At 48.7% G+C, this 18,726-nt stretch carries 15 protein-coding genes; 11 read left to right on the top strand and 4 right to left on the bottom strand.

Features of this window, described 5'->3' with window-relative positions:
• The first annotated feature begins 52 nt into the window (after positions 1 to 52).
• A complete protein-coding gene (locus CWC22_RS00500; RefSeq protein ID WP_230090606.1) occupies positions 53 to 1,105 on the top strand; it encodes a sensor domain-containing diguanylate cyclase in 1,053 nt (350 codons plus the stop codon).
• On the opposite strand, the gene CWC22_RS00495 is transcribed toward CWC22_RS00500, so the two are convergent.
• On the bottom strand, positions 1,102 to 3,393 hold the full coding sequence (locus CWC22_RS00495) for a penicillin acylase family protein (protein WP_138538814.1): 2,292 nt from the start codon (positions 3,391 to 3,393) through the stop codon (positions 1,102 to 1,104). The genes CWC22_RS00500 and CWC22_RS00495 overlap by 4 nt on opposite strands.
• A gap of 309 nt (positions 3,394 to 3,702) precedes the next feature.
• Between CWC22_RS00495 and CWC22_RS00490 the strand changes: the two genes are divergently transcribed.
• The 6 genes from CWC22_RS00490 (at position 3,703) to folX (ending at position 10,439) form a co-directional block, all read left to right on the top strand.
• The gene (locus CWC22_RS00490; protein WP_230090605.1) at positions 3,703 to 6,957 is read left to right on the top strand and encodes an ATP-binding protein; all 3,255 of its coding nucleotides are present in this window, start codon (positions 3,703 to 3,705) and stop codon (positions 6,955 to 6,957) included.
• Positions 6,958 to 7,076: 119 nt separating this feature from the next.
• The gene (locus CWC22_RS00485; protein WP_125564169.1) at positions 7,077 to 7,694 is read left to right on the top strand and encodes a YceH family protein; all 618 of its coding nucleotides are present in this window, start codon (positions 7,077 to 7,079) and stop codon (positions 7,692 to 7,694) included.
• Positions 7,695 to 7,808: 114 nt separating this feature from the next.
• Positions 7,809 to 8,645 carry an ammonia-dependent NAD(+) synthetase gene (nadE, locus tag CWC22_RS00480; protein ID WP_125564171.1) on the top strand — a complete coding sequence of 279 codons (837 nt, stop codon included), beginning with the start codon at positions 7,809 to 7,811 and terminating at the stop codon, positions 8,643 to 8,645.
• A 121-nt stretch (positions 8,646 to 8,766) separates the two neighbouring features.
• A complete protein-coding gene (gene folM, locus CWC22_RS00475) occupies positions 8,767 to 9,474 on the top strand; it encodes a dihydromonapterin reductase (RefSeq protein WP_138538815.1) in 708 nt (235 codons plus the stop codon).
• Positions 9,475 to 9,509: 35 nt separating this feature from the next.
• Positions 9,510 to 10,064 carry a GTP cyclohydrolase I FolE gene (folE, locus tag CWC22_RS00470; protein ID WP_058796844.1) on the top strand — a complete coding sequence of 185 codons (555 nt, stop codon included), beginning with the start codon at positions 9,510 to 9,512 and terminating at the stop codon, positions 10,062 to 10,064.
• Between the two features lie 9 nt (positions 10,065 to 10,073).
• Complete coding sequence (folX, locus tag CWC22_RS00465) at positions 10,074 to 10,439, top strand: dihydroneopterin triphosphate 2'-epimerase (RefSeq protein ID WP_125564175.1); 366 nt, start codon at positions 10,074 to 10,076, stop codon at positions 10,437 to 10,439.
• Between the two features lie 18 nt (positions 10,440 to 10,457).
• On the opposite strand, the gene CWC22_RS00460 is transcribed toward folX, so the two are convergent.
• Positions 10,458 to 10,883: a YqaA family protein gene (locus tag CWC22_RS00460; RefSeq protein ID WP_125564177.1), complete on the bottom strand. Its 426-nt coding sequence runs from the start codon at positions 10,881 to 10,883 to the stop codon at positions 10,458 to 10,460.
• 136 nt (positions 10,884 to 11,019) lie between these two features.
• Between CWC22_RS00460 and CWC22_RS00455 the strand changes: the two genes are divergently transcribed.
• Positions 11,020 to 11,523 (top strand): TlpA family protein disulfide reductase, encoded by a 504-nt coding sequence (locus tag CWC22_RS00455; protein ID WP_138538816.1) that lies wholly within the window; start codon positions 11,020 to 11,022, stop codon positions 11,521 to 11,523.
• Entirely contained in the window at positions 11,523 to 11,987 is a 465-nt protein-coding gene (locus CWC22_RS00450) for a DUF2721 domain-containing protein (RefSeq protein ID WP_125564180.1), read from the top strand. The genes CWC22_RS00455 and CWC22_RS00450 overlap by 1 nt, the downstream gene beginning before the upstream one ends.
• Before the next feature lie 435 nt (positions 11,988 to 12,422).
• Here the strand turns inward: CWC22_RS00450 and CWC22_RS00445 are convergent, their stop codons facing one another.
• Entirely contained in the window at positions 12,423 to 16,493 is a 4,071-nt protein-coding gene (locus tag CWC22_RS00445) for a S8 family serine peptidase (RefSeq protein WP_138538817.1), read from the bottom strand.
• A gap of 365 nt (positions 16,494 to 16,858) precedes the next feature.
• Here CWC22_RS00445 and CWC22_RS00440 point away from each other — a divergent pair, with 365 nt between their 5' ends.
• Positions 16,859 to 17,308 carry a c-type cytochrome gene (locus tag CWC22_RS00440; protein ID WP_049864369.1) on the top strand — a complete coding sequence of 150 codons (450 nt, stop codon included), beginning with the start codon at positions 16,859 to 16,861 and terminating at the stop codon, positions 17,306 to 17,308.
• Positions 17,309 to 17,412: 104 nt separating this feature from the next.
• Here the strand turns inward: CWC22_RS00440 and CWC22_RS00435 are convergent, their stop codons facing one another.
• A complete protein-coding gene (locus tag CWC22_RS00435) occupies positions 17,413 to 17,595 on the bottom strand; it encodes a PA3496 family putative envelope integrity protein (RefSeq protein ID WP_125564184.1) in 183 nt (60 codons plus the stop codon).
• Between the two features lie 313 nt (positions 17,596 to 17,908).
• Here CWC22_RS00435 and CWC22_RS00430 point away from each other — a divergent pair, with 313 nt between their 5' ends.
• Complete coding sequence (locus CWC22_RS00430; protein ID WP_138538832.1) at positions 17,909 to 18,691, top strand: DUF2884 family protein; 783 nt, start codon at positions 17,909 to 17,911, stop codon at positions 18,689 to 18,691.
• Positions 18,692 to 18,726 lie beyond the last annotated feature (35 nt).

The raw sequence follows: 18,726 nt of genomic DNA, 5'->3' as shown, positions 1-18,726 counted from the left end.
CCGGCACTTTCTATACTGAAGATATTGCAACAATGACAACAGAGTGCCTTACGTGCCGATTGCGCAACATTTTTATAGTCAGCCGGATGAAGTAGAGCTGGTCAAAGTGAAGCTGTTTAAGCAAGTCGCATACTATTGTTTATGCTTACATTTGCTGTTTATCTTTGCTTTTTGGTACAGCCATGTCTATATCCTGTCCATCGCTAACATCGCCAGCGTTGCAGCCTGGGCAACGGGGATTTACCTGCTTAACCGGGGTCACAGCCACCTGGCACTGCGGGTTTTTTGTGTCGAAGTCACGGGACACTCGGTGCTGGTGTGTGCCACCTTAGGGATGGATTATGGCTTCCAATATTACCTGTGGACCATCGCCTGCATGTTGCTGCTGGATATGAAGCTAAAGTTACGACTGGCCATTGTTCTGTCTCTCAGCATGATTGTCTTGTTTGCCTTGCTGTTTGAGCTTTACAGCTCCGTAAATACCCCTTTTTTATTTCAGGAGTATGCCCGCTCTATTCACTTTATCAATGTATTCGTGTGCGGCTTACCTATGATCTATGTCATTGGCCATGTTCGCGAAAGTACCTTTATTCAGCGTCGCCAGCTAGCTAAGTTGGCAGCCAGAGACCCGCTCACCAATTTATTTAATCGCCGCTATGCCAAAGAACTGATCCTCAGAGCGCACAGCAGCTGTGCACACAACGGACAAAGCCTTTGTGTGGTCATGGCCGATCTCGACCATTTTAAACAGATTAATGACCAACTGGGTCATGATATGGGGGATGAGGTACTGCAAACCGTCTCTGATATCTTGCGCGAACATGTCACCGATCAGGATATCGCCGTCAGGTGGGGCGGTGAGGAGTTTTTGCTCGTGCTGGTTGATTGTACCCAGGAAGAAGCGCTCATACGCATTGAAACATTGCGGCAAACCCTTGAGAAGCAACGCTTTAATGGCGAAGAACTCACTGCAACCATGAGTTTTGGCGTGGCTTTGTGGCATACCGCTTTGCCTTTTTCTGTCACTTTGCAGCTGGCCGATGATGCACTCTACACCAGTAAAGCACAGGGCCGCAATCGAGTGACTGCGGCCCACACCAACTAGTTGATCGGTGTAAATGTGATACGGTGATTAATGGCCCCGGGTAATAAAGGGACTGCTTCGCCCTGCGCATAGGCGCTGAAGCCAGCACGGTAAAAGGGTGACAGCGGATGACCACTTTGCCCACCAGCGACACTCATTATCGCTTTATCCAGATGACCAGGTTGGGCGATAAAACGTTGAGATGCGCCAAATGCCGGCTTTTGTACCGCTGGCATATAACTGTCGCCAAACCCTGCCACCACCGGCATATCAAGCAAGCCACTGAGCAGCGGAATTTGCCTGCTAAACGGATGCTTCACTTCAAGCTGGTTGACCCGCCCCCATTGCCACGCGGCCATATCCCGACCCTCAGTCTCACGTAGCTGCGTTTTAGCCGACTCATAAGCGGCCAGCAACAGGGCATCCCAATCACTGTACTGCTGTTGCCAGTGCGCGGGTTGCTCGTGGATCAATTGCCATGCTGCAGGCTCGAGATAGCGCTTCAGGGGCGACAGACTGCCATCCACTTGTTGCAGAGTGTGCTCTACCGGTGCAAACAGCAGATCAAGGGTATGATCTCGAAAGCGCCTAACCAGGGTATAACCAACCGATTCAGGACAGGCACACGCCTGCCAGTCAGACAAATAACCGCTATCTCGCGCATAACTGTCGCCCTGATTGGCAAGCAGCGTACTCAGCAACTCATGCCAGGGAGCCAAAAAGCGCGCTTCATTATCGAGCTGCATACGCATAAAATCCGCTTCATCAAACTGACTTTGCGTCATCAGGCGATCACGGATCTGCACAGCCCGCGCGCCCAGTGCATAGCCGCCATCACCGAAACGCTGATGCTGCGGTGCCGATACCACCCGTGAGTTGGCGGTCCAAATCTTGCCATGAGCTGGGTTTTTAACAATCGGTCGATGCGTTTCATTACGTTGCCAGTTGTCGCTGTATGCCTGACTGGGAACGGCTGTGTCGCTCGGTATAGCACGCCCTGGCACAGCCCCCGTAGGATACCAGGCCGCATTCCCTTGGGCGTCCACAACCACCATATTCTGGACCGGAATAGCTATTTGCGCAGCGCGTTCCAGTGCCTCATCTACCGTCCCTGCGGACTCCAGTCCCAGCAACCCTAAATTAACCGCATAATCCTGATGTGCCACCCAACTCAATGCATACGCTTCTTCGCGGATCTGCTTAACCGGCCCGTACTCGCTTAATGTCAGGGTAAAGGCCTCACTCCTGCCATCCGGTAAGTTAAGCTGCTCTGTGACTTGCCAGGTCTTGTCGGCCTTTGGGTCCAGCTTGATCCAGTCAGCCGTATCCAGATAACCATTGGTAAATCCCCAGGCTACCTGGCTGTTACTGCCCACAACCACGGCTGGCGCGCCCGGTAAAGTGACCCCGGACACCTGGATCACCTCGCCTTCGGCGGTGTCATAATTAAGCTGAGCGCGATACCAGATAGCAGGTGTGTTTAAGCCTAGGTGCATATCATCAGAAAGCATTGCTGACCCTGTTTTAGTATGCTGTCCTGTTACAGCCCAGTTATTACTTCCAAAAATTGAACGCTCTTCGATGTGCGTCACACTATCATATTTAGCAATGTCGTCTAAATAAGGCACCTTAACATCACTTTTGATGACTTCACTATTATCGAGTGCCGCCTGATAATTACTTGGCTGGATAATAAAATGCTTCATTTCTTCCCCAAGTAAGGATTCAACTAGAATGAGTGATTCATCTCTTTTTAGTGTGCTTTCTTGTAAATCCAGGTACATACTAAAAATAACTAACAAGCTGTCTTCTGGTTGCCAGGGCCGGACCTCTGCACCGAGCAGGAGGTACTCAAAGCCCTGCACGCCACTTTGCGCTTGCCCTTCATTAACACCCTGAGAGTAGCTCGCCAGCAAATGCTGCTCTGACACTGGCAGCTGTTGTAATATACGCTGGCTCAGGGCACGAAAGCGATGAAACCGCAACCGCTTGTCCAGTCCAAGGGCTGCTTCACCAAATAATTCACTCAATTCACCGGCCGCATTACGGCGCAACAAGTCCATCTGGAAGAAACGATCCTGACCATGCGCAAAGCCGAGCGCGAAAGCAGCGTCCTGCCGGTTCTGCGCGGTGATCACCGCCTGACCAATCGCATCCCGCTCCAGTGTCACTTCTGCACTCAACGCCGTCGACTGACCCTGCCCATCGAGCGCGGGCAAACTCAGTGATAAAATGCCATATACCACTGCACTGGCAGCCAGTGCGAGTAACACCAGCACCGCAATCCCGCGTTTCAGCCAAATCAGCATATTTTTCCCTCACTTGATTGATTAATGACCTTAGCCAGCTTAGCGTTAATTAAGCTCGATTGCATTACATGTCAGTGACATCTAACCCCGCGAAGTCTAATCAATAACAAAGACGGCCAGATAGGTATCAAAGGTTAGCAAGCGGAAGGTTTTCCATCATAAATTCGTCCGAGTCTTGGCGAGTTTTCACACAGACAACTATAGTTAAATGATTCAAGGATACTTTTTCACGTTCACATGCAGACCATACACGTGCTGTCGTCAAGGAAAGCTTTTTTAACCCGTTTTATGGTGGGGGGATTACTATTGGTGATCCTGGCAGCTGGCTGGTACATAGATGGGGTGAACGAACGTCGCCTGATCGAAGTCGAAAAAAACCGCACATTTGAAGAGCTCAATGTCTATCGGACTCAACTAGAAGGAACACTGGCCGCCAATATTCAACTGGTACGGGGTTTGGCCATTGCACTGGCACCTCAAGAACACCCCGATCAAAAGCAGTTTGAACGCTTTGCAGCGCCGCTCTTTGAGACCAGCAAAGTGCTCCGCAATGTTGGCGCCGCGCCAGACATGGTGCTGCAAATGATATATCCGCTCGAAGAAAATAAAAAAGCGATAGGGCTCAACTACCTCACTCACCCACAACAAAAAAAAGACGCCATCAAAGCCAGAGACTCCCGCACCATTGTACTGACTGGCCCGCTTGAGCTGGTACAGGGCGGGGTGGCGCTGATCGCCCGCATCCCGGTCTATGTTGATAATGACACATTTTGGGGGCTATTGTCGGTTGTGATTGATATGCCCAAACTGTACGAACAAGTGTCGCTGAATAACCTCGAGAGTGATTACCTGATTGCCATTCAGGGCAGAAATGGCCTGGGTGACAGTGGTGAATATTTCTATGGGTCACCCACGATACAAGAGCATAACCCCCTCGCTTTCACGATCCATGTCCCATCGGGCAGCTGGGTATTATACGCTGCTCCGCGTTACGGCTGGAAAGCCTCTTCCGCCGCCTTATGGCCATTTCGCCTGGCACTGTTGACCATAGTGCTGTTCTTTTTGTTCGCCTTTTCCTTTTACACACGCTTACTCTCCGAGCTAAAAAGCAAAACCAGTGCACTAACCAACATGGGCTCTCTGGCCCAGGTTGGTGCCTGGTCTGTTGATCTGGCAAGTCATCAAATCACTTTGTCGGAAGTCACACGTCAGATTTTTGCCATCTCACCCTATTATCAGCCAACCTGGATGAGCAGCACTGAGTTCTTTAAAGAGGGTCCCCATCGCAAGAAGTTTCAGGATTACATGAACCAGGCAATCAAACATGGCAGGCCCTTTGAGGATGAATTCATTGTTCAGCCACAAAAAGGCCTGGAATGCTGGGTACTCATTAAAGCGCAGGCAAAACAAGAAAATGGCTGGACGTTACAAGTATTTGGCTCGGTGCAAAACATCAATGACCGTAAATTGATGGCGATAGAACATGAAAAAGTGGCCAGGAACAATGAATTGCTGGCACAACTCAGTACGCATGAAGCCATCCTTAACAATCACACAGAACGCGCACAGGAGCTGTGCACCGATGCGGTTTGCCAGGCTGCCCGCGCATCACGTGCCAGTATCTGGCTGCTTAGCGAAGATCATGCTCAGCTCTACCCCACGTGCTTCAGCAATACTCGACGAGACAGCCTGCAACATTTCCCGCCCTGGCGCAAAGCGACACTACCCGGCTTGTTTTCGGCGGTACTCAGCAAGCAGCTCATAGAAGCAAGCACCGCCACTAAACACCCAATAACCCGGCCTCTGGCTGATCAATACCTTGAGCCGTTTGAAGTCGAAGCGATGCTGATCATCCCTATCCTTCATCGCGGTGCTGTTTGTGGCATTTTGTGCACTGAATACGGCGATCCTTACCCCGACTGGACTGACAGTGATCGGCGCTTTGTTCAGGCCATCGCTGCAATGTTAGCCAGCCTGTTTAGTGGCCAGCAACAACAGCAGGCTAAACGCAAAGCGATCATAGAAAAAGAGCTGGCAGAGCAATCCGCAAAAATCAAAGCGGACTTTCTGGCCAGTATGAGTCATGAAATTCGCACGCCCATGAATGGCATCATTGGCATGCTCGAGATCCTGGGCAATTCGCAGCTGACCGACACACAGCAACGTAACCTGGCGCTGGCGCAAAGCTCAGCAGAATCTCTGCTCACCATTATTAACGACATACTGGATTTCTCAAAAATTGAGGCTGGCAAGCTCAATATTGAACAAATCGAATGTGACCTGATCCAAATAATTAGCGACTGTTTTGCTGCCTTTGCACCTCGTGCAAACGACCAGCAGACCGAGTTGTTCATTGATAGCCGAAACATGCAGTATCAATATGCCAAAACAGATCCCCACCGGCTCAAGCAGATCCTCAATAACCTGATCAGCAATGCCGTTAAGTTTACCGAAGGAGGGAAAGTTACTCTCACCTGTTATACGGAACGAACCAGTGAGCAGTCTCGCCTGTGGTGCAGTGTTGAAGACACAGGGATCGGGATAAGCAAGCAACAATTAAGCAAAATTTTTGACTCCTTCACTCAGGCCGACCCCTCCACCACCCGCAAGTTTGGTGGTACCGGGCTAGGCCTCACCATTGCCAGACAATTGTGCGAACTAATGGGTGGGGCACTGAATGCCTATAGTAAGCCAAATATAGGCAGCACGTTCACATTTTATGTTGCGCTCGAAGAGCCACAGCCTATTCGGGCACTCGATACCAACAATGACAGCCTGTATGTGATAGATTCGCACTCTCCGTCCGATCTCGCTGCACGACACATGCTGGATGCCTGGCATATACCCACAGAGCATTTTGAAAGCGTTGCACAGATGCTTGCAGCATACGATGCAGATACCTCACACAAACCTGCTTTGATCATTGCCACAGAGGTACTAAGTACGACGCCTGAATCGGATCTCAAAAATCTGCTGAAACACATCAAAGCCAAACAACTCAGCTATGCCCTGTTGTGCCATACCATGCAAGAAACCCAGGCTTGGCCGCAGTTCTCAGCGAACAACTTATTACTCTGTCCTCTCACTCCTGCCAACGCACTATCCTTAGTTAAACGCAAAGAACCGCTGGCAGCGAATACCACAGAGGACGTCTGCCTGGATGTGGATATCCTACTGGTAGAAGACAACAAGATAAATCAAACTGTGGCAACCACACTGCTTGAGAAGCTGGGGGCACATGTCACTTGCGCACATAATGGCCTTGCTGCCATTAAACACCTTAAAGTCCGCGAAGAGGCCTATGCGATTATTTTGATGGATTGCCAGATGCCCGAAATGGATGGCTACACAGCGACCAAAGAAATCCGTGCCGGCGTGGCAGGAGAACAACACCAACAAACGCCTATCATTGCCCTCACAGCCAATGCGATGGAAGGCGATGAAGAAAAATGTCTGGCTGCCGGTATGGATGCCTATCTGAGCAAACCAATCAACTTTGCCGCACTGAGCAAAATGCTGCAGCGTTGGGTAGATGAAACCAAAGCGTGCCGAGTCACACATTGAAAATACCCGCTATTCACCTGAGGCCACTATGCAAGGTCGTGCAAATCGCATAGAGTAAAGTCATGAAAATCAACCTGATCTGCTGCAAAGTATCATAGCACTTCATATAGGGAATAGAGATGAACTTATCCAAGATTGAACAACGGATCATCGGCTGTCTGCTGGAAAAGCAAACCACCACCCCCGATCAGTACCCTTTATCACTTAACGCGCTGACTAATGCCTGTAACCAAAAATCTAATCGCGAGCCGGTCATGGCCTTGTCTGAGTCAGACGTTCTGGACACTCTGACACAACTCGAACAAAAACGTATTGTCGTTTGTGATGAGGGTTTATCCGGTCGAGTAAGTAAGTACAAACATCGCTTTTGTAATAGCGAATTTGGTAGTCTGAAACTCACAGAGCAACAACGCGCCATTGTCTGTCTGCTGCTATTACGCGGACCACAGACGCCTGGCGAACTACGTACCCGCAGCGGCCGATTAGCCGAATTTAGCACGGTTGTTGAAGTTGAGACCGCACTGAATGAGCTCATACAGCAAGAACTCGCCACTCGCCTGGCCAGAGAGCCAGGCAAACGCGAGGCACGCTACCAACACTTATTCGGCGATACAGAAGACCTGGAACAGGCCGAGAGCAGCGCGACTGAACCCGCTGTAAACCTGGATGAGCTGTTACAGGAAATCGATCAGCTTAAGCAGGAACTTCAGACTATCAAGCAACATCTTGGTCTGTAACCACGCAATCAGGGTAAGAAACAGATCTAATTGGTAACAATTTCAAGTAAACTTAGGGCAATCAATCATATTTAGGCCAGCCAGATAACATAACGTTGGCCAGAGGGAAATCCCATGCGTGAAGCTATCATTGCTGAAATGAAAGTTCAGCCAACCATTGATGTCGCGGCGGAAGTCGCCCGACGTGTTCAGTTTATCAAACAAACGCTGATCTCAGCCCATTGTCACAGCCTGGTACTGGGGATCAGTGGTGGTGTTGACTCTTCTACCTGTGGCCGTTTGTGCCAACTGGCCATTGATGAACTGAATGCCGAGCAAGGCCGACAGGGTTATCAGTTTATTGCCATGCGCTTACCATATGGTACCCAGGCTGACGAAGATGAAGCCCAACAGGCCCTGTCTTTCATTCAACCCACAAAGCGCTTAACGGTCAATATTAAAGCTGCAGCTGACGCCATGCATGAGCAAGCGATTCAAGCAATGCAAGCCACTGAAACCGAGCTGCCGAGCGCAGCCCTGGTCGACTTTGTGAAAGGCAATGTGAAAGCCAGACAACGCATGGTTGCCCAGTATGAAATCGCCGGCCTGACACGCGGCCTGGTAGTCGGTACTGACCATAGTGCTGAGAATATCACCGGTTTCTATACTAAGTTTGGAGATGGTGCCTGTGATTTAGCGCCACTGTTTGGCCTGTCTAAACGCCAGGTAAGGGCATTGGCTGATCATCTGGGTGCACCTCAGTCATTGGTCCATAAAACCCCCACTGCAGATTTGGAGTGCGACCGCCCAGGCCTCGCGGACGAAGAAGCCCTGGGTCTGAGCTATGATGACATTGATGACTTCCTGGAAGGCAAGCCCATTAGCCTGGATGTCGAGCAACTGCTGATTGATATTTATCAAAAGACCCAGCACAAGCGTCAGCCCATCCCCACTATTTACGACGATGAGTAATACCCCGACATAGTCTCAGTGATCTGGCCTGCGATACACCACGTACAAGGCCAGACGCACTACGGGTACAGTCGCGGGGTCACCCGCCACCCGTTAACTCTGCAAAAAAGGACACATGCCAATGACAGCGCCCATTTTAATCACCGGAGCCGCACAGCGTATTGGTCTGGCAATGGTTCAGCACTTTATCGCTGAAGACATTCCAGTGATCATGACCTATCGCACACAACGCCCGATCATAGATACCCTGACAGAACAAGGCGTGATCTGTATCCAGGTAGATTTCAATCAAACAGACGCAATCGCGTCGCTGATTGCCCAAGTTAAGCAACATACCGACACATTGCGCGCGGTGATACATAATGCCTCAAGCTGGGATTGTGAAGCGCTGAACCTGGATCACAATGCCTTATTCGATGCCATGATGCATATTCATGCCAAAGTGCCGTATCTGCTCAATATGGGTCTGACACCTTTGTTGCAAAACTACCCAGGTACGGCCGACATTATTCATATCACCGATTATGTGGTTGAAAAAGGCAGCCCGAAACATATCGCCTATGCCGCGAGCAAAGCTGCGCTGGATAACCTCAGCCGCTCTTTTGCCGCCAAGTATGCACCGCATATCAAAGTGAATTCCGTCGCCCCGTCTCTGATCATTTTTAATGACGATGACAGCGACGAGTACAAAGAGAAAACCCTGAAAAAATCCATTATGGGTATTGAACCTGGCTGTCGCGAAGTGATCGACGCCGTAGAGTTGCTGCGTAAAAGTAATTACATCACCGGCCGCACTTTGGCCGTGGACGGAGGCCGCCACCTGAAATAGCAGGCCTGAGCGAATTAACTACAGTGAGTTTTATTATGCATGACGAATTAAAAAGCAGTTTCCAACAGATCATCACCGCCGTAGGCGAAGACAAAGACCGTGAAGGGCTGCTTGATACCCCCAAACGTGCTGCCAAGGCCATGGAATACCTGACTCAGGGCTACCGTCAGGAGCTCAGTGATGTGACCAACAACGCCGTATTCAGCTCTGATGCCGATGACATGGTCCTGATCCAGGATATCGAGCTTTATTCTATGTGTGAACATCACCTGTTGCCATTCGTTGGCCGCGCCCACATCGCTTACATTCCTAATGGCAAGGTGTTAGGCTTATCTAAGTTTGCACGCATCGTGGACATGTATGCGCGTCGCTTTCAGATCCAGGAGCAACTTACGCATCAAATCGCCAAAGCCGTCGAGGAAGTGACCGGCGCCCGTGGTGTTGGTGTGGTTATTGAGGCGAAACACATGTGCATGATGATGCGTGGCGTTGAAAAACAAAACTCGCAGATGCGTACCTCAGTGATGCTGGGTAACTTCCGTGAAGATGCCAAAACACGTAATGAATTCTTACAACTACTAAAACGCTAAGGACCGCTTATGCACACGGCGATCATCAATATTACCAACCTAAGGTTACGCACCTTCATCGGGTTCAATCAGGAAGAAAGAGAGAAAAAGCAAGATGTTGTGATCAACATCGAGATCCACTATCCGGCCGATGCGGAGTGTTTGTTTCACGATGAAGTTGGCCATGCTCTGAACTACAAAACCATTACCAAAGCGGTGATCGCTAAAGTCGAGGAAGGCCACTTTCTGTTGTTGGAAAAACTGGTCGCAGACATTCTGACAGAGTGCCACCAACACCCTGATGTGAGCTATGCGAAAGTGAAGGTCGATAAGCCTCATGCGCTGCGCTTTGCGGATTCCGTGTCACTGACGCTCGAATGGCGTAAACCCGTCTGATCATACTCTGGCAGCCACTTACATAAAACCGGCTGCCAGCCCTATCACCACCGCGTAACGCAACCCCTTACCTGCCGCGACTAACAGCAGAAAGAGACTGAACCGGGTTCTAAAGACGCCCGCAACCAGAGTCAGAGGGTCTCCGACTACGGGCACCCAGGCAAACAACAAACTGTATACCCCATATTTTTCGAATTGATGCTGCGCTTTGCTCATTGCCGGTTTGGAAACAGGAAACCAGCGCTTGTCTTCTACCCGGCTGACAATGGTACCGAGGTAATAATTAATCACACTACCGAGCACATTGCCGGTGGTTGCGCTGAGCCATAGTAAAAACAGCTCTCCCTGCTGCTTTACCACCAATCCGGACAGCAACAACTCAGAAGAAGCTGGCAGCAGGGTGGCGGAGATCAGGGCCGAAAAAAACAAAGAGATATACAACATAGCAATTACACTCGGTGCTGGTCTGCCAGGATGCCATGACAGCCTGTCTCATCGCAGCAGTTCAGACACCACTGAAACTTGCGCTCACCTTAAAAATACGCATTAATGAGGGTATTGTACCGCAAGGACCATAATAATGATAAAACCTCTCACTATCGTCGCTCTCGTAACCGCGCTAGGCAGTCAACTGAGTGCCTGTAACGCCACCCCATTGCCAGACGCTCACCCCAAGGGATATGAAACTTATATCAATCCCGGCGACACTTTCAGGCACACTCAGCTAATCAATATAGACGGTGAGCCCGTCCAGTTAGCTCAGGGAAACAAGCTGATTATCCTGTTTGCCAGCTGGTGCTCGGACTCTCAGCGTACGCTGAACGAATTAAAAGCATCTGAACTATTAGCCGATCCGCAATTACAAATCATTGCCATAGGCCGCGAAGAAGATGTCGAGACCTTAAAGGCCTTCCGCACCTCTTTTGGTATCGACTTTAACATAGTGGCCGACCCCGACAGAGCCATTTACAGTCAGTATGCCAATAAGGGGATCCCACGTTTGATTATGCTAAATAAACAAAATCAGGTTGTAAAAACACTGATTGGCGAACAGGCGGGTATTATTGAACAGGTACGTTGGTAATGAATACGGATGTAGTAAGCATACTGACGATGGCGAAGGTGATCCAAACGGCCGTTGCACCTGTTTTTTTAATTACAGGAATTGCAGCCACATTGGGTGTCTTGTCAAATCGGCTGGCACGGATCACCGACAGAGCCAGATTATTGGATCGAAAGTTAAACAACAGTCCGGACGAAGAGCTGAAAGGTCACCTCACCCGCGAGATGCGCGCATTACTCAAACGCTCACGCTATATTCACATTGCTTTTAGCATGAGTGTACTCTCTGCACTGCTGGTGTGCGCCGTCGTCATGGTGTTGTTTATTTCCCACCTTTATTCGTTGTCGCTGGGCGTGACCCTGTCGAGCTGCTTTATAGCCGCTATGCTATTACTGATCTGCGCCTTTTTAGCCTTACTCGCCGAAGTATTTCTGGCCACCCGGAGTATGCGCCGGGGTATGATCTTTAAAGATATCGGGGAATAACCCGGCACAGAGTACCCGCAGCCACTCCAGGCACGTGTCCGTAAACGCATAAGTCAGGCTATAAACAGCCTGACGCCATTCCTTTAAGCCCTGACCGTCTTTTATACCAAGCTCAAACAATATCTGTTCTATTTCAAGGAGCACCTATCACGCTAACGGCGTTAAAAGTTTCTCATTTAAAACCTTTACCTAAGGTATCAATTCGCAAATTTTTGCCTCGCCTATGTGGACTTAAGTGCCTCAACGATAGCAGTATTATCGACCCTATTGTCTCGCCTCAAGATAGAACACTTAATTAAGCAAATGGGTATTACTCACAACCGACAAAGCCAATATCAGGGTGCCCAAAACACCAATAGTATAAAAGTAACCCTATAAAAAAACCGCCTCGGGTTACCCCGAGACGGTTTCTTCAACTAATGATGTATTAGCTGCTTATTTACGCTTACGGCGACGTAGTGCTGCAAACGGAGCTGCAAGTAACGTCAACCAAGCCAGTGAACCTGAGTCGTCGTCATCATTGTCATCACCACCTGTCAGGTCGTTCACACGAACTTCAACCATCACAGGTTCAGACGATTTACCCATTTCATCTACAGCTACAACGTTGAACTTGATTACACGCTCGTACTCAAAGTCAATGTCGCCAGCCACAGTGATGATACCGTCTTCGTCAATAGACACCAGGTTAGTACCTGTCACTACGAACTGAGTCACGTCACCATCAATATCAGAGTATGCTAGTCGGCCAATCTCAGTACCGATTGCAGCATTCTCGTTCACTGAGAAACGTTGGTTCATTTCAACAACTGGCGTGCCTTCATACTCGTCTTCAAGGATGTAGAAAACAACCGCTACAGGCTCAGACATGTTACCCGCTTTATCGTGCGCAGTAACTTTAATCGTGATCATGTCGCTTGCATCGTAGTCGATAGGACCAACAACTGTGATGTAACCTTCCTCATCGATTGCAAATGAAGAGCTGCCTTCAACGCTGAAAGATACCAGGTCATCGTCCTGATCCATCACCATCAGCATGCCAACTTCAGTGCCTTCTTCTGCATTTTCCATCACTTCAAAGGTCTGGTCAGGAGCAATAACTGGCGTCTGCTCTTCAACAGTATCTGCTTCGTTGGTAATCATCACTGTGATGTAACCTTGCTCAGACACGTTACCTTGTACGTCAATCGCTACAACAACCAGCTCAACCTGGTGTACGCCAGCATCGTAATCTAGCAGGTCACCGTTGGTTACAACAATGTCACCTTCTTTAGTTACTGTGATGCCTTCATTAGACTGGAAGCGGACATAGAATTCAGAAACATCAACTGTGCCTTCTTGCTCTACAAGCTCTACCTGACCTAACACGGTACCTGTTTCAGTGTGCTCAGGCGTCTCATGCATCATGCTTACAATCGCAGGAGGCGTCGCAGCATCTGGACCCGCCAGTACTTCTTCAGTTACCGCAGCCAGAATTTCAGTACCGCTTGCTTCTGCAATTGCAAATGGTGCTGCTGTATTCACATACGCTTTTTCACCCGGCGCTAGCGATCTTACAGCGTTGCCGTCTGCATCTACTAACGTTGCAGCTGAAGTACCGAAGATTGCGTTACCAGTCAGTGAGTCAGTTACTGTGCTGATACCAAGCTGGTAGTTATCCCAACCAACCTGCGCTTCGATGCTCATTTCGTTGCCCAGCTCATTAGAAGTCAGACCAATAAGATCGGTACAACCAGCGAAGGTAACCGTGCTTGAGCCTGTCTCGTGGTACATCGGCGTCAAGAATTGCCATGATGGAGCACCATCTACAATTGGACCTGATACTGTACGACCACGACCAGGTACAGCAGCGCTACGACCTACATCGTTGTAAATCGATAGTGCATAGTCAAAAGTGCCGTCATTGTTGGTATCAAGATTCATCTGATAACCAGCTTGACGCAGATGTGTCACATCATCACGTAACTTCATTGATGCCGTGAAGAATAGACCTGTATCTGTACACCCTTCTGAGGCAAACACATTGAACGTTGTACCCAGGATGTTGAAGGCTTTTTCTTCTTCGCTTGCTTCTTCACCAACAGCAACTAGCTGATCTGCCAGTGGGTTAACTGTTCTGTAACCGTTGTTCATTGCAACCAGCATCGGCTCGCCATTAACCATTTCATGGTGTAGATCGAGGCCTACATGCGCTTTAGGCAACATGTGGTAAACCATGTGTAGATCGTGGTCACCTTCAGTTTCAACGTCGTTAAATACCAGCGCACCGTCCATTTCTGACAAGGTCAACGCAGCAGTACGAGGGCCAAGGTCATCAGCTGATAGCGGGTTAGTCATGCCCCACTCAGGTAGCTTAGCAGGATCAACTGTCACAGATACGTCAAACGCAATCGTTTGACCCGCAGGAACAGTCACTTCCTCTGGGTATTCCCAGCTTAGCGCACCTGTATCTTCGTCATTGTCATAACGCGCTTCGATGCGAAGGTTATAAGTCTTATGCTTATCAGAGAAGTTCTTCAGCTCAACTGTTTTGGTATAAGTTGTAACTTCTTCAAGCACATCAAAACCAAACGACAATGCACCTTGATTTGTTTCATATTCAGAAATCCAGCTCCATGCAGCAACCGGCGAAGCCATCGCTTTTTCAACATCTACCAGACCGGCACCGATACGGCTGATTGGTGCTAATGGTGATTCAGGATCAACATGCAGTGAATCAACGTGAATATTAAGGTCTGCGGTGTTCATCAGCATCGCTTTGATTTCAAATGCATCCAGCTCAGGACGACCTTCTTTCATCAGCGCAACTGCACCAGCTACAATCGGGCTCGCCATAGACGTACCTGAGTTTCTGATCAGTTGATCACCTGTGCCTGGGTAGGCAGCAAGGATATCTGAACCTGGTGCCGCGATTTCCGGCTTCAACAGGCCATCCATTGAAGGACCACGTGAAGAGAAGCTAGATACACCGCCAGTAGTTGCTTTCAACACACCGCTTACGCTGTAGGTTGCCGCGCCATCACGCAGTTGGTTCTTAAGGGCATCACCTGCATCATAGTTAATACCTACAGATGGAATAGTTACTTCTGGATCGCCACCACCCATAGGAGCAGGGGTGCCATCATCGTTGTTGTTCGCAATCAGTACAAGTACTGCACCTTTTTCCTGTGCGTTAAGTACTTTTTCTGTGAACGCACAAGCACCACGGTCGATCAGTACCGCTTTACCCGTGAAGTCCATCGCATCAAACGGATTCGCACCGCCTTCCAGGTCACAGCCATTTTGATTTTCGCTTGGATAAACCAGCTCAGCGTCATCTTGTGTGAAGCTGAATGCTTCTTGCGGACCAAAGCTTGCAGGCTGGATCACAGTTTCAGAGCCTGCCATAGAGCCTTCGCCGAACAAACGCTCATGTGTCGGGTGAGTCAAAGAAGCCACTGACATCGCGTTAGGAGTTGTACTTGGACCACCAACACGGAATGGAATGTCGTCATCGTTACCAGCCGCGATGATCATGTTAGTACCCAGCTCAACTGCACGCTGAATAAGGTATTGTGTACCATCACCAGTAAACGTGTTACCAAACTCGCCACCCAGTGACATATTCATCAGGTCTACACGGTCACTGATGTCGCCGTCACCATTTGGATCCATTGCCGCTTCAAGTGCACTGATCTGTGCAGCCCAGGTACAGCCGCCGCCACATACAGAATACACATATAATTCAACGTCAGGTGAAATGCCCGTTACATCGTGTGATACGTGCGTACCATGGTCAGTCAGTTCGGTCGCACCTTCACGGAATCTTGGATCATCTTCAATCGGGTCAGCGTCGTTACGAACGAAGTCATAACCACCTTTTACCTGGCCTTGTGGCCAAGCAACTGTTGTCGGATCAGCCGCTTCAGCTTCATACGCTTCAACGGTACCAGCCGCTTCATTGAACACTTTGTGCGTGTAATCGATACCAGTATCTAGTACAGCAACTTTAACGCCTTCACCAGTTACGCCCAGGTTTTGTTTTACTGAGTCAGCACCAATGTAGCCTGAGCTTTCTTCAACAAACAGTCGAGAATCTCTCAGTGGTAAAATGCGCTCAACGGCAGCATTGTTGCGTAGCTTATCTAGTGTGCTGTCTGATGCTTCAACAATCAGAGTAGAAGCAAGTACTTTAGTTGCGCCAAGTACCTTAGCACCTGAGTCAAGCTGTTGAATTTGCTGTCTTAGGTTAGACTGAGCAGCCTGTACGCTAGCAAATGTATGCTTTGCTGCTGCTTCGCTGTATACGCCTTTAGCAACCAGATCTACAGCCGTGTTTTGCTTCATAACGACTAGGTATGCGTTGGTGCGCGCTTCAGCGGTGTTGCCTTGTTCGAATGCAACCTGGCTGACTTTAAGTGATGTGCTTGGTTGAACCTGAACGGTTGCAGCCGTTGCAGATGCTGCCATCAATGCACCTGAGACAGCAGATGCTACCGCGGTGGCTTTAAATGAATACTTGGCCATAGTTTCCCCTAGGACTTGTTGTGTAAAAGATGTTTCTTTTAGTTTTAGAGAGTAGATTCGCCCATCAATATAGTGTGACTCGCCTGTTAATTACAATATTAAACAAACAAAGAAGTTACAAACTTTTCATTCAAATCACAACTTGCCACACAACTAACTGTTTATAAAGGACTTTAAAACTGTAAACGAACGTAAACCAACCCGCAATAATGTTGTCATATTGAGGCTGTTGTAAAGCAAGATGAACAAAATACACACAATTTGATTATCAAAGGTAGTTCATAATTCCGAACTCGTCTAAGAGACTTGCAATATCTTTTGTAAAGGCATAGAAAAGAGGCAGTTTTTTTAATTAAGGGGTCGAAATGAGAACTACACTATTATTAACAAGTTTATTAACCGGACTGTCTTTAAATGTACAGGCAAGCTCACTATTCGAAAAACCAGAAGACGCTATCGAATACCGTAAAGCGGCATTTCAACTGATCCGTTATCAGATTGGTGATATGGGTGACATGCTCAAAGGTAAAGTCCCGTTTGATGCTGAACGTTTTAAACAACGTGCTAACAACGCTGCGCATTTATCAGCGATGCCATGGGAAGCCTTCCCGGCAGGTTCAGACAAGGGGGCAACAGACGCACTGCCGGCCATCTGGTCTGACAGAGCAACGTTTGATAAAAAAGCACAAGCTTTTGCAGACTACGCACAAAAGCTGGCTGTTGCAGCAGAGTCAGGCGACAAAAAAGTCATTGGCGCGGCATTTAAGAATTGGGCGAAAGGCTGTAAAGATTGCCACAACTCATTTAAAGACTAAGCAGTAAATAGCAATAAGGCAGCCTCTGCTGCCTTATGATTTTACCTTGTATCACGGCGCACATATCATGTGCACCTAGCTCCTAACCAAGTAGCCACTCAGGTTCAGTCATCTAAAAAGTCTAAATCGTCCTCGCCAAGATTGCGCTTCAGGCGTTTTTGCTCCAGATAATCATCCAGGCGACGTTTCACCTGTTTCTTTTGCTGTGCCTGTAGTTCTTTATCCAACGACCCAAAGTCGTCTTCATAATCATCATCTAACGGATCATAGGAAAATGTTTTACCCACGATGAGCTCCAAACTTAATTATGCAAAATAGTCCAGCAGTTCACACTATGATGACGCTGCATAAGTTAGTATTTAGCGCTAAATGCAGGCGCTGAAAAGCAAGTCTTTTTTATCCATACGATAAAAATTTTTTATTGCCAACTTCCCCACGCAACACTCTGGTTAAAACCACCACTTTTTGGTCATATTACCGACAAAGTGATACCGCACCTCAGAGATAAAAATGACAAAACCCATTATCTATCAACAACATAATAAAGTGGCATTGTTCTTGTTATTTCATACTGGTCATCAACACATCAAGGAACACATTATGAAAACCATGCTGCTTGCTTCAACTCTGGTTTTGTCCACTCAGGTCGCTGCCCATTCAGATAGCCACTTTTCTGTCAGCACAGATGAATGTGCCGTCGATTTTAAAAACGACGTACACATTACGCCCGATCAGGTGTACATCAAAAACGGCTCAGGTCAGCCTTTGATGATAGATGCTCAGGGCTTTCTTTATATCGCGGATCAACCCGTGTCACTGAGCCAGGATGAACGCGTGGCCATGCAAGCATATGCGGATACCCTCAGAGGCGAACTGCCCAAAGTCGCTAGTATTGCATTGCAAGGCGTGGAACTGGCCGGCGTTGCCATTGAGGAAGTCGCCAGTGCCTTTAATCTGCATGGCTTCGAGTCGCTGTCAGGCCTGATGGATGAGCTGCACACTGAAATCGAAGGCGCGTTTTATCAGCAAGGTACTTTCGTGATGGGTGAACAAACCTTTAATGAATTTGGTGAACACTTTGAGCATCAGTTTGAAGAAAAAATAGAGCAAGCCGTTGAAGGTGCCATGATGGAATCCATAGGCAGCCTGCTGGTTGCTATCGGATCTGAAATGGTCAGCTCAGGTGGCGATATGGCGCGGTTCGAGCAACGGATGGAAAATCTGGGTACCGAGATTGAACAAAAAATCGCATATCAGGCAGACTTGCTGGAACAGCAGGCTGATGCCTTGTGTGGCAACTTCAAATCCATCGCAGAGCAGGAGTCACAGCTCAGTGCAATGATCCCCCAGATGAAAGGGTATCAGTTATTCGCTTATCGCTAAGCCCCGGTTATCCCTGTGCAGTCAGCCACACTTGT

The sequence above is a fragment of the Pseudoalteromonas rubra genome (genome assembly GCF_005886805.2).
GTDB lineage: Bacteria > Pseudomonadota > Gammaproteobacteria > Enterobacterales > Alteromonadaceae > Pseudoalteromonas > Pseudoalteromonas rubra_D.
Note: the sequence above shows the minus strand (reverse complement) of the source record. Positions and strands in the feature narration are given on the sequence as shown.

What these genes read in the sequence shown, in the direction of transcription:
- CWC22_RS00495 (WP_138538814.1), bottom strand. Translation starts at nt 3,393, where the DNA reads ATGCTGATTTGGCTGAAACGCGGGATTGCGGTGCTGGTGTTACTCGCA.
- CWC22_RS00485 (WP_125564169.1), top strand. Translation starts at nt 7,077, where the DNA reads ATGAACTTATCCAAGATTGAACAACGGATCATCGGCTGTCTGCTGGAA.
- nadE (WP_125564171.1), top strand. Translation starts at nt 7,809, where the DNA reads ATGCGTGAAGCTATCATTGCTGAAATGAAAGTTCAGCCAACCATTGAT.
- folM (WP_138538815.1), top strand. Translation starts at nt 8,767, where the DNA reads ATGACAGCGCCCATTTTAATCACCGGAGCCGCACAGCGTATTGGTCTG.
- folE (WP_058796844.1), top strand. Translation starts at nt 9,510, where the DNA reads ATGCATGACGAATTAAAAAGCAGTTTCCAACAGATCATCACCGCCGTA.
- folX (WP_125564175.1), top strand. Translation starts at nt 10,074, where the DNA reads ATGCACACGGCGATCATCAATATTACCAACCTAAGGTTACGCACCTTC.
- CWC22_RS00460 (WP_125564177.1), bottom strand. Translation starts at nt 10,883, where the DNA reads ATGTTGTATATCTCTTTGTTTTTTTCGGCCCTGATCTCCGCCACCCTG.
- CWC22_RS00455 (WP_138538816.1), top strand. Translation starts at nt 11,020, where the DNA reads ATGATAAAACCTCTCACTATCGTCGCTCTCGTAACCGCGCTAGGCAGT.
- CWC22_RS00450 (WP_125564180.1), top strand. Translation starts at nt 11,523, where the DNA reads ATGAATACGGATGTAGTAAGCATACTGACGATGGCGAAGGTGATCCAA.
- CWC22_RS00445 (WP_138538817.1), bottom strand. Translation starts at nt 16,493, where the DNA reads ATGGCCAAGTATTCATTTAAAGCCACCGCGGTAGCATCTGCTGTCTCA.
- CWC22_RS00440 (WP_049864369.1), top strand. Translation starts at nt 16,859, where the DNA reads ATGAGAACTACACTATTATTAACAAGTTTATTAACCGGACTGTCTTTA.
- CWC22_RS00430 (WP_138538832.1), top strand. Translation starts at nt 17,909, where the DNA reads ATGAAAACCATGCTGCTTGCTTCAACTCTGGTTTTGTCCACTCAGGTC.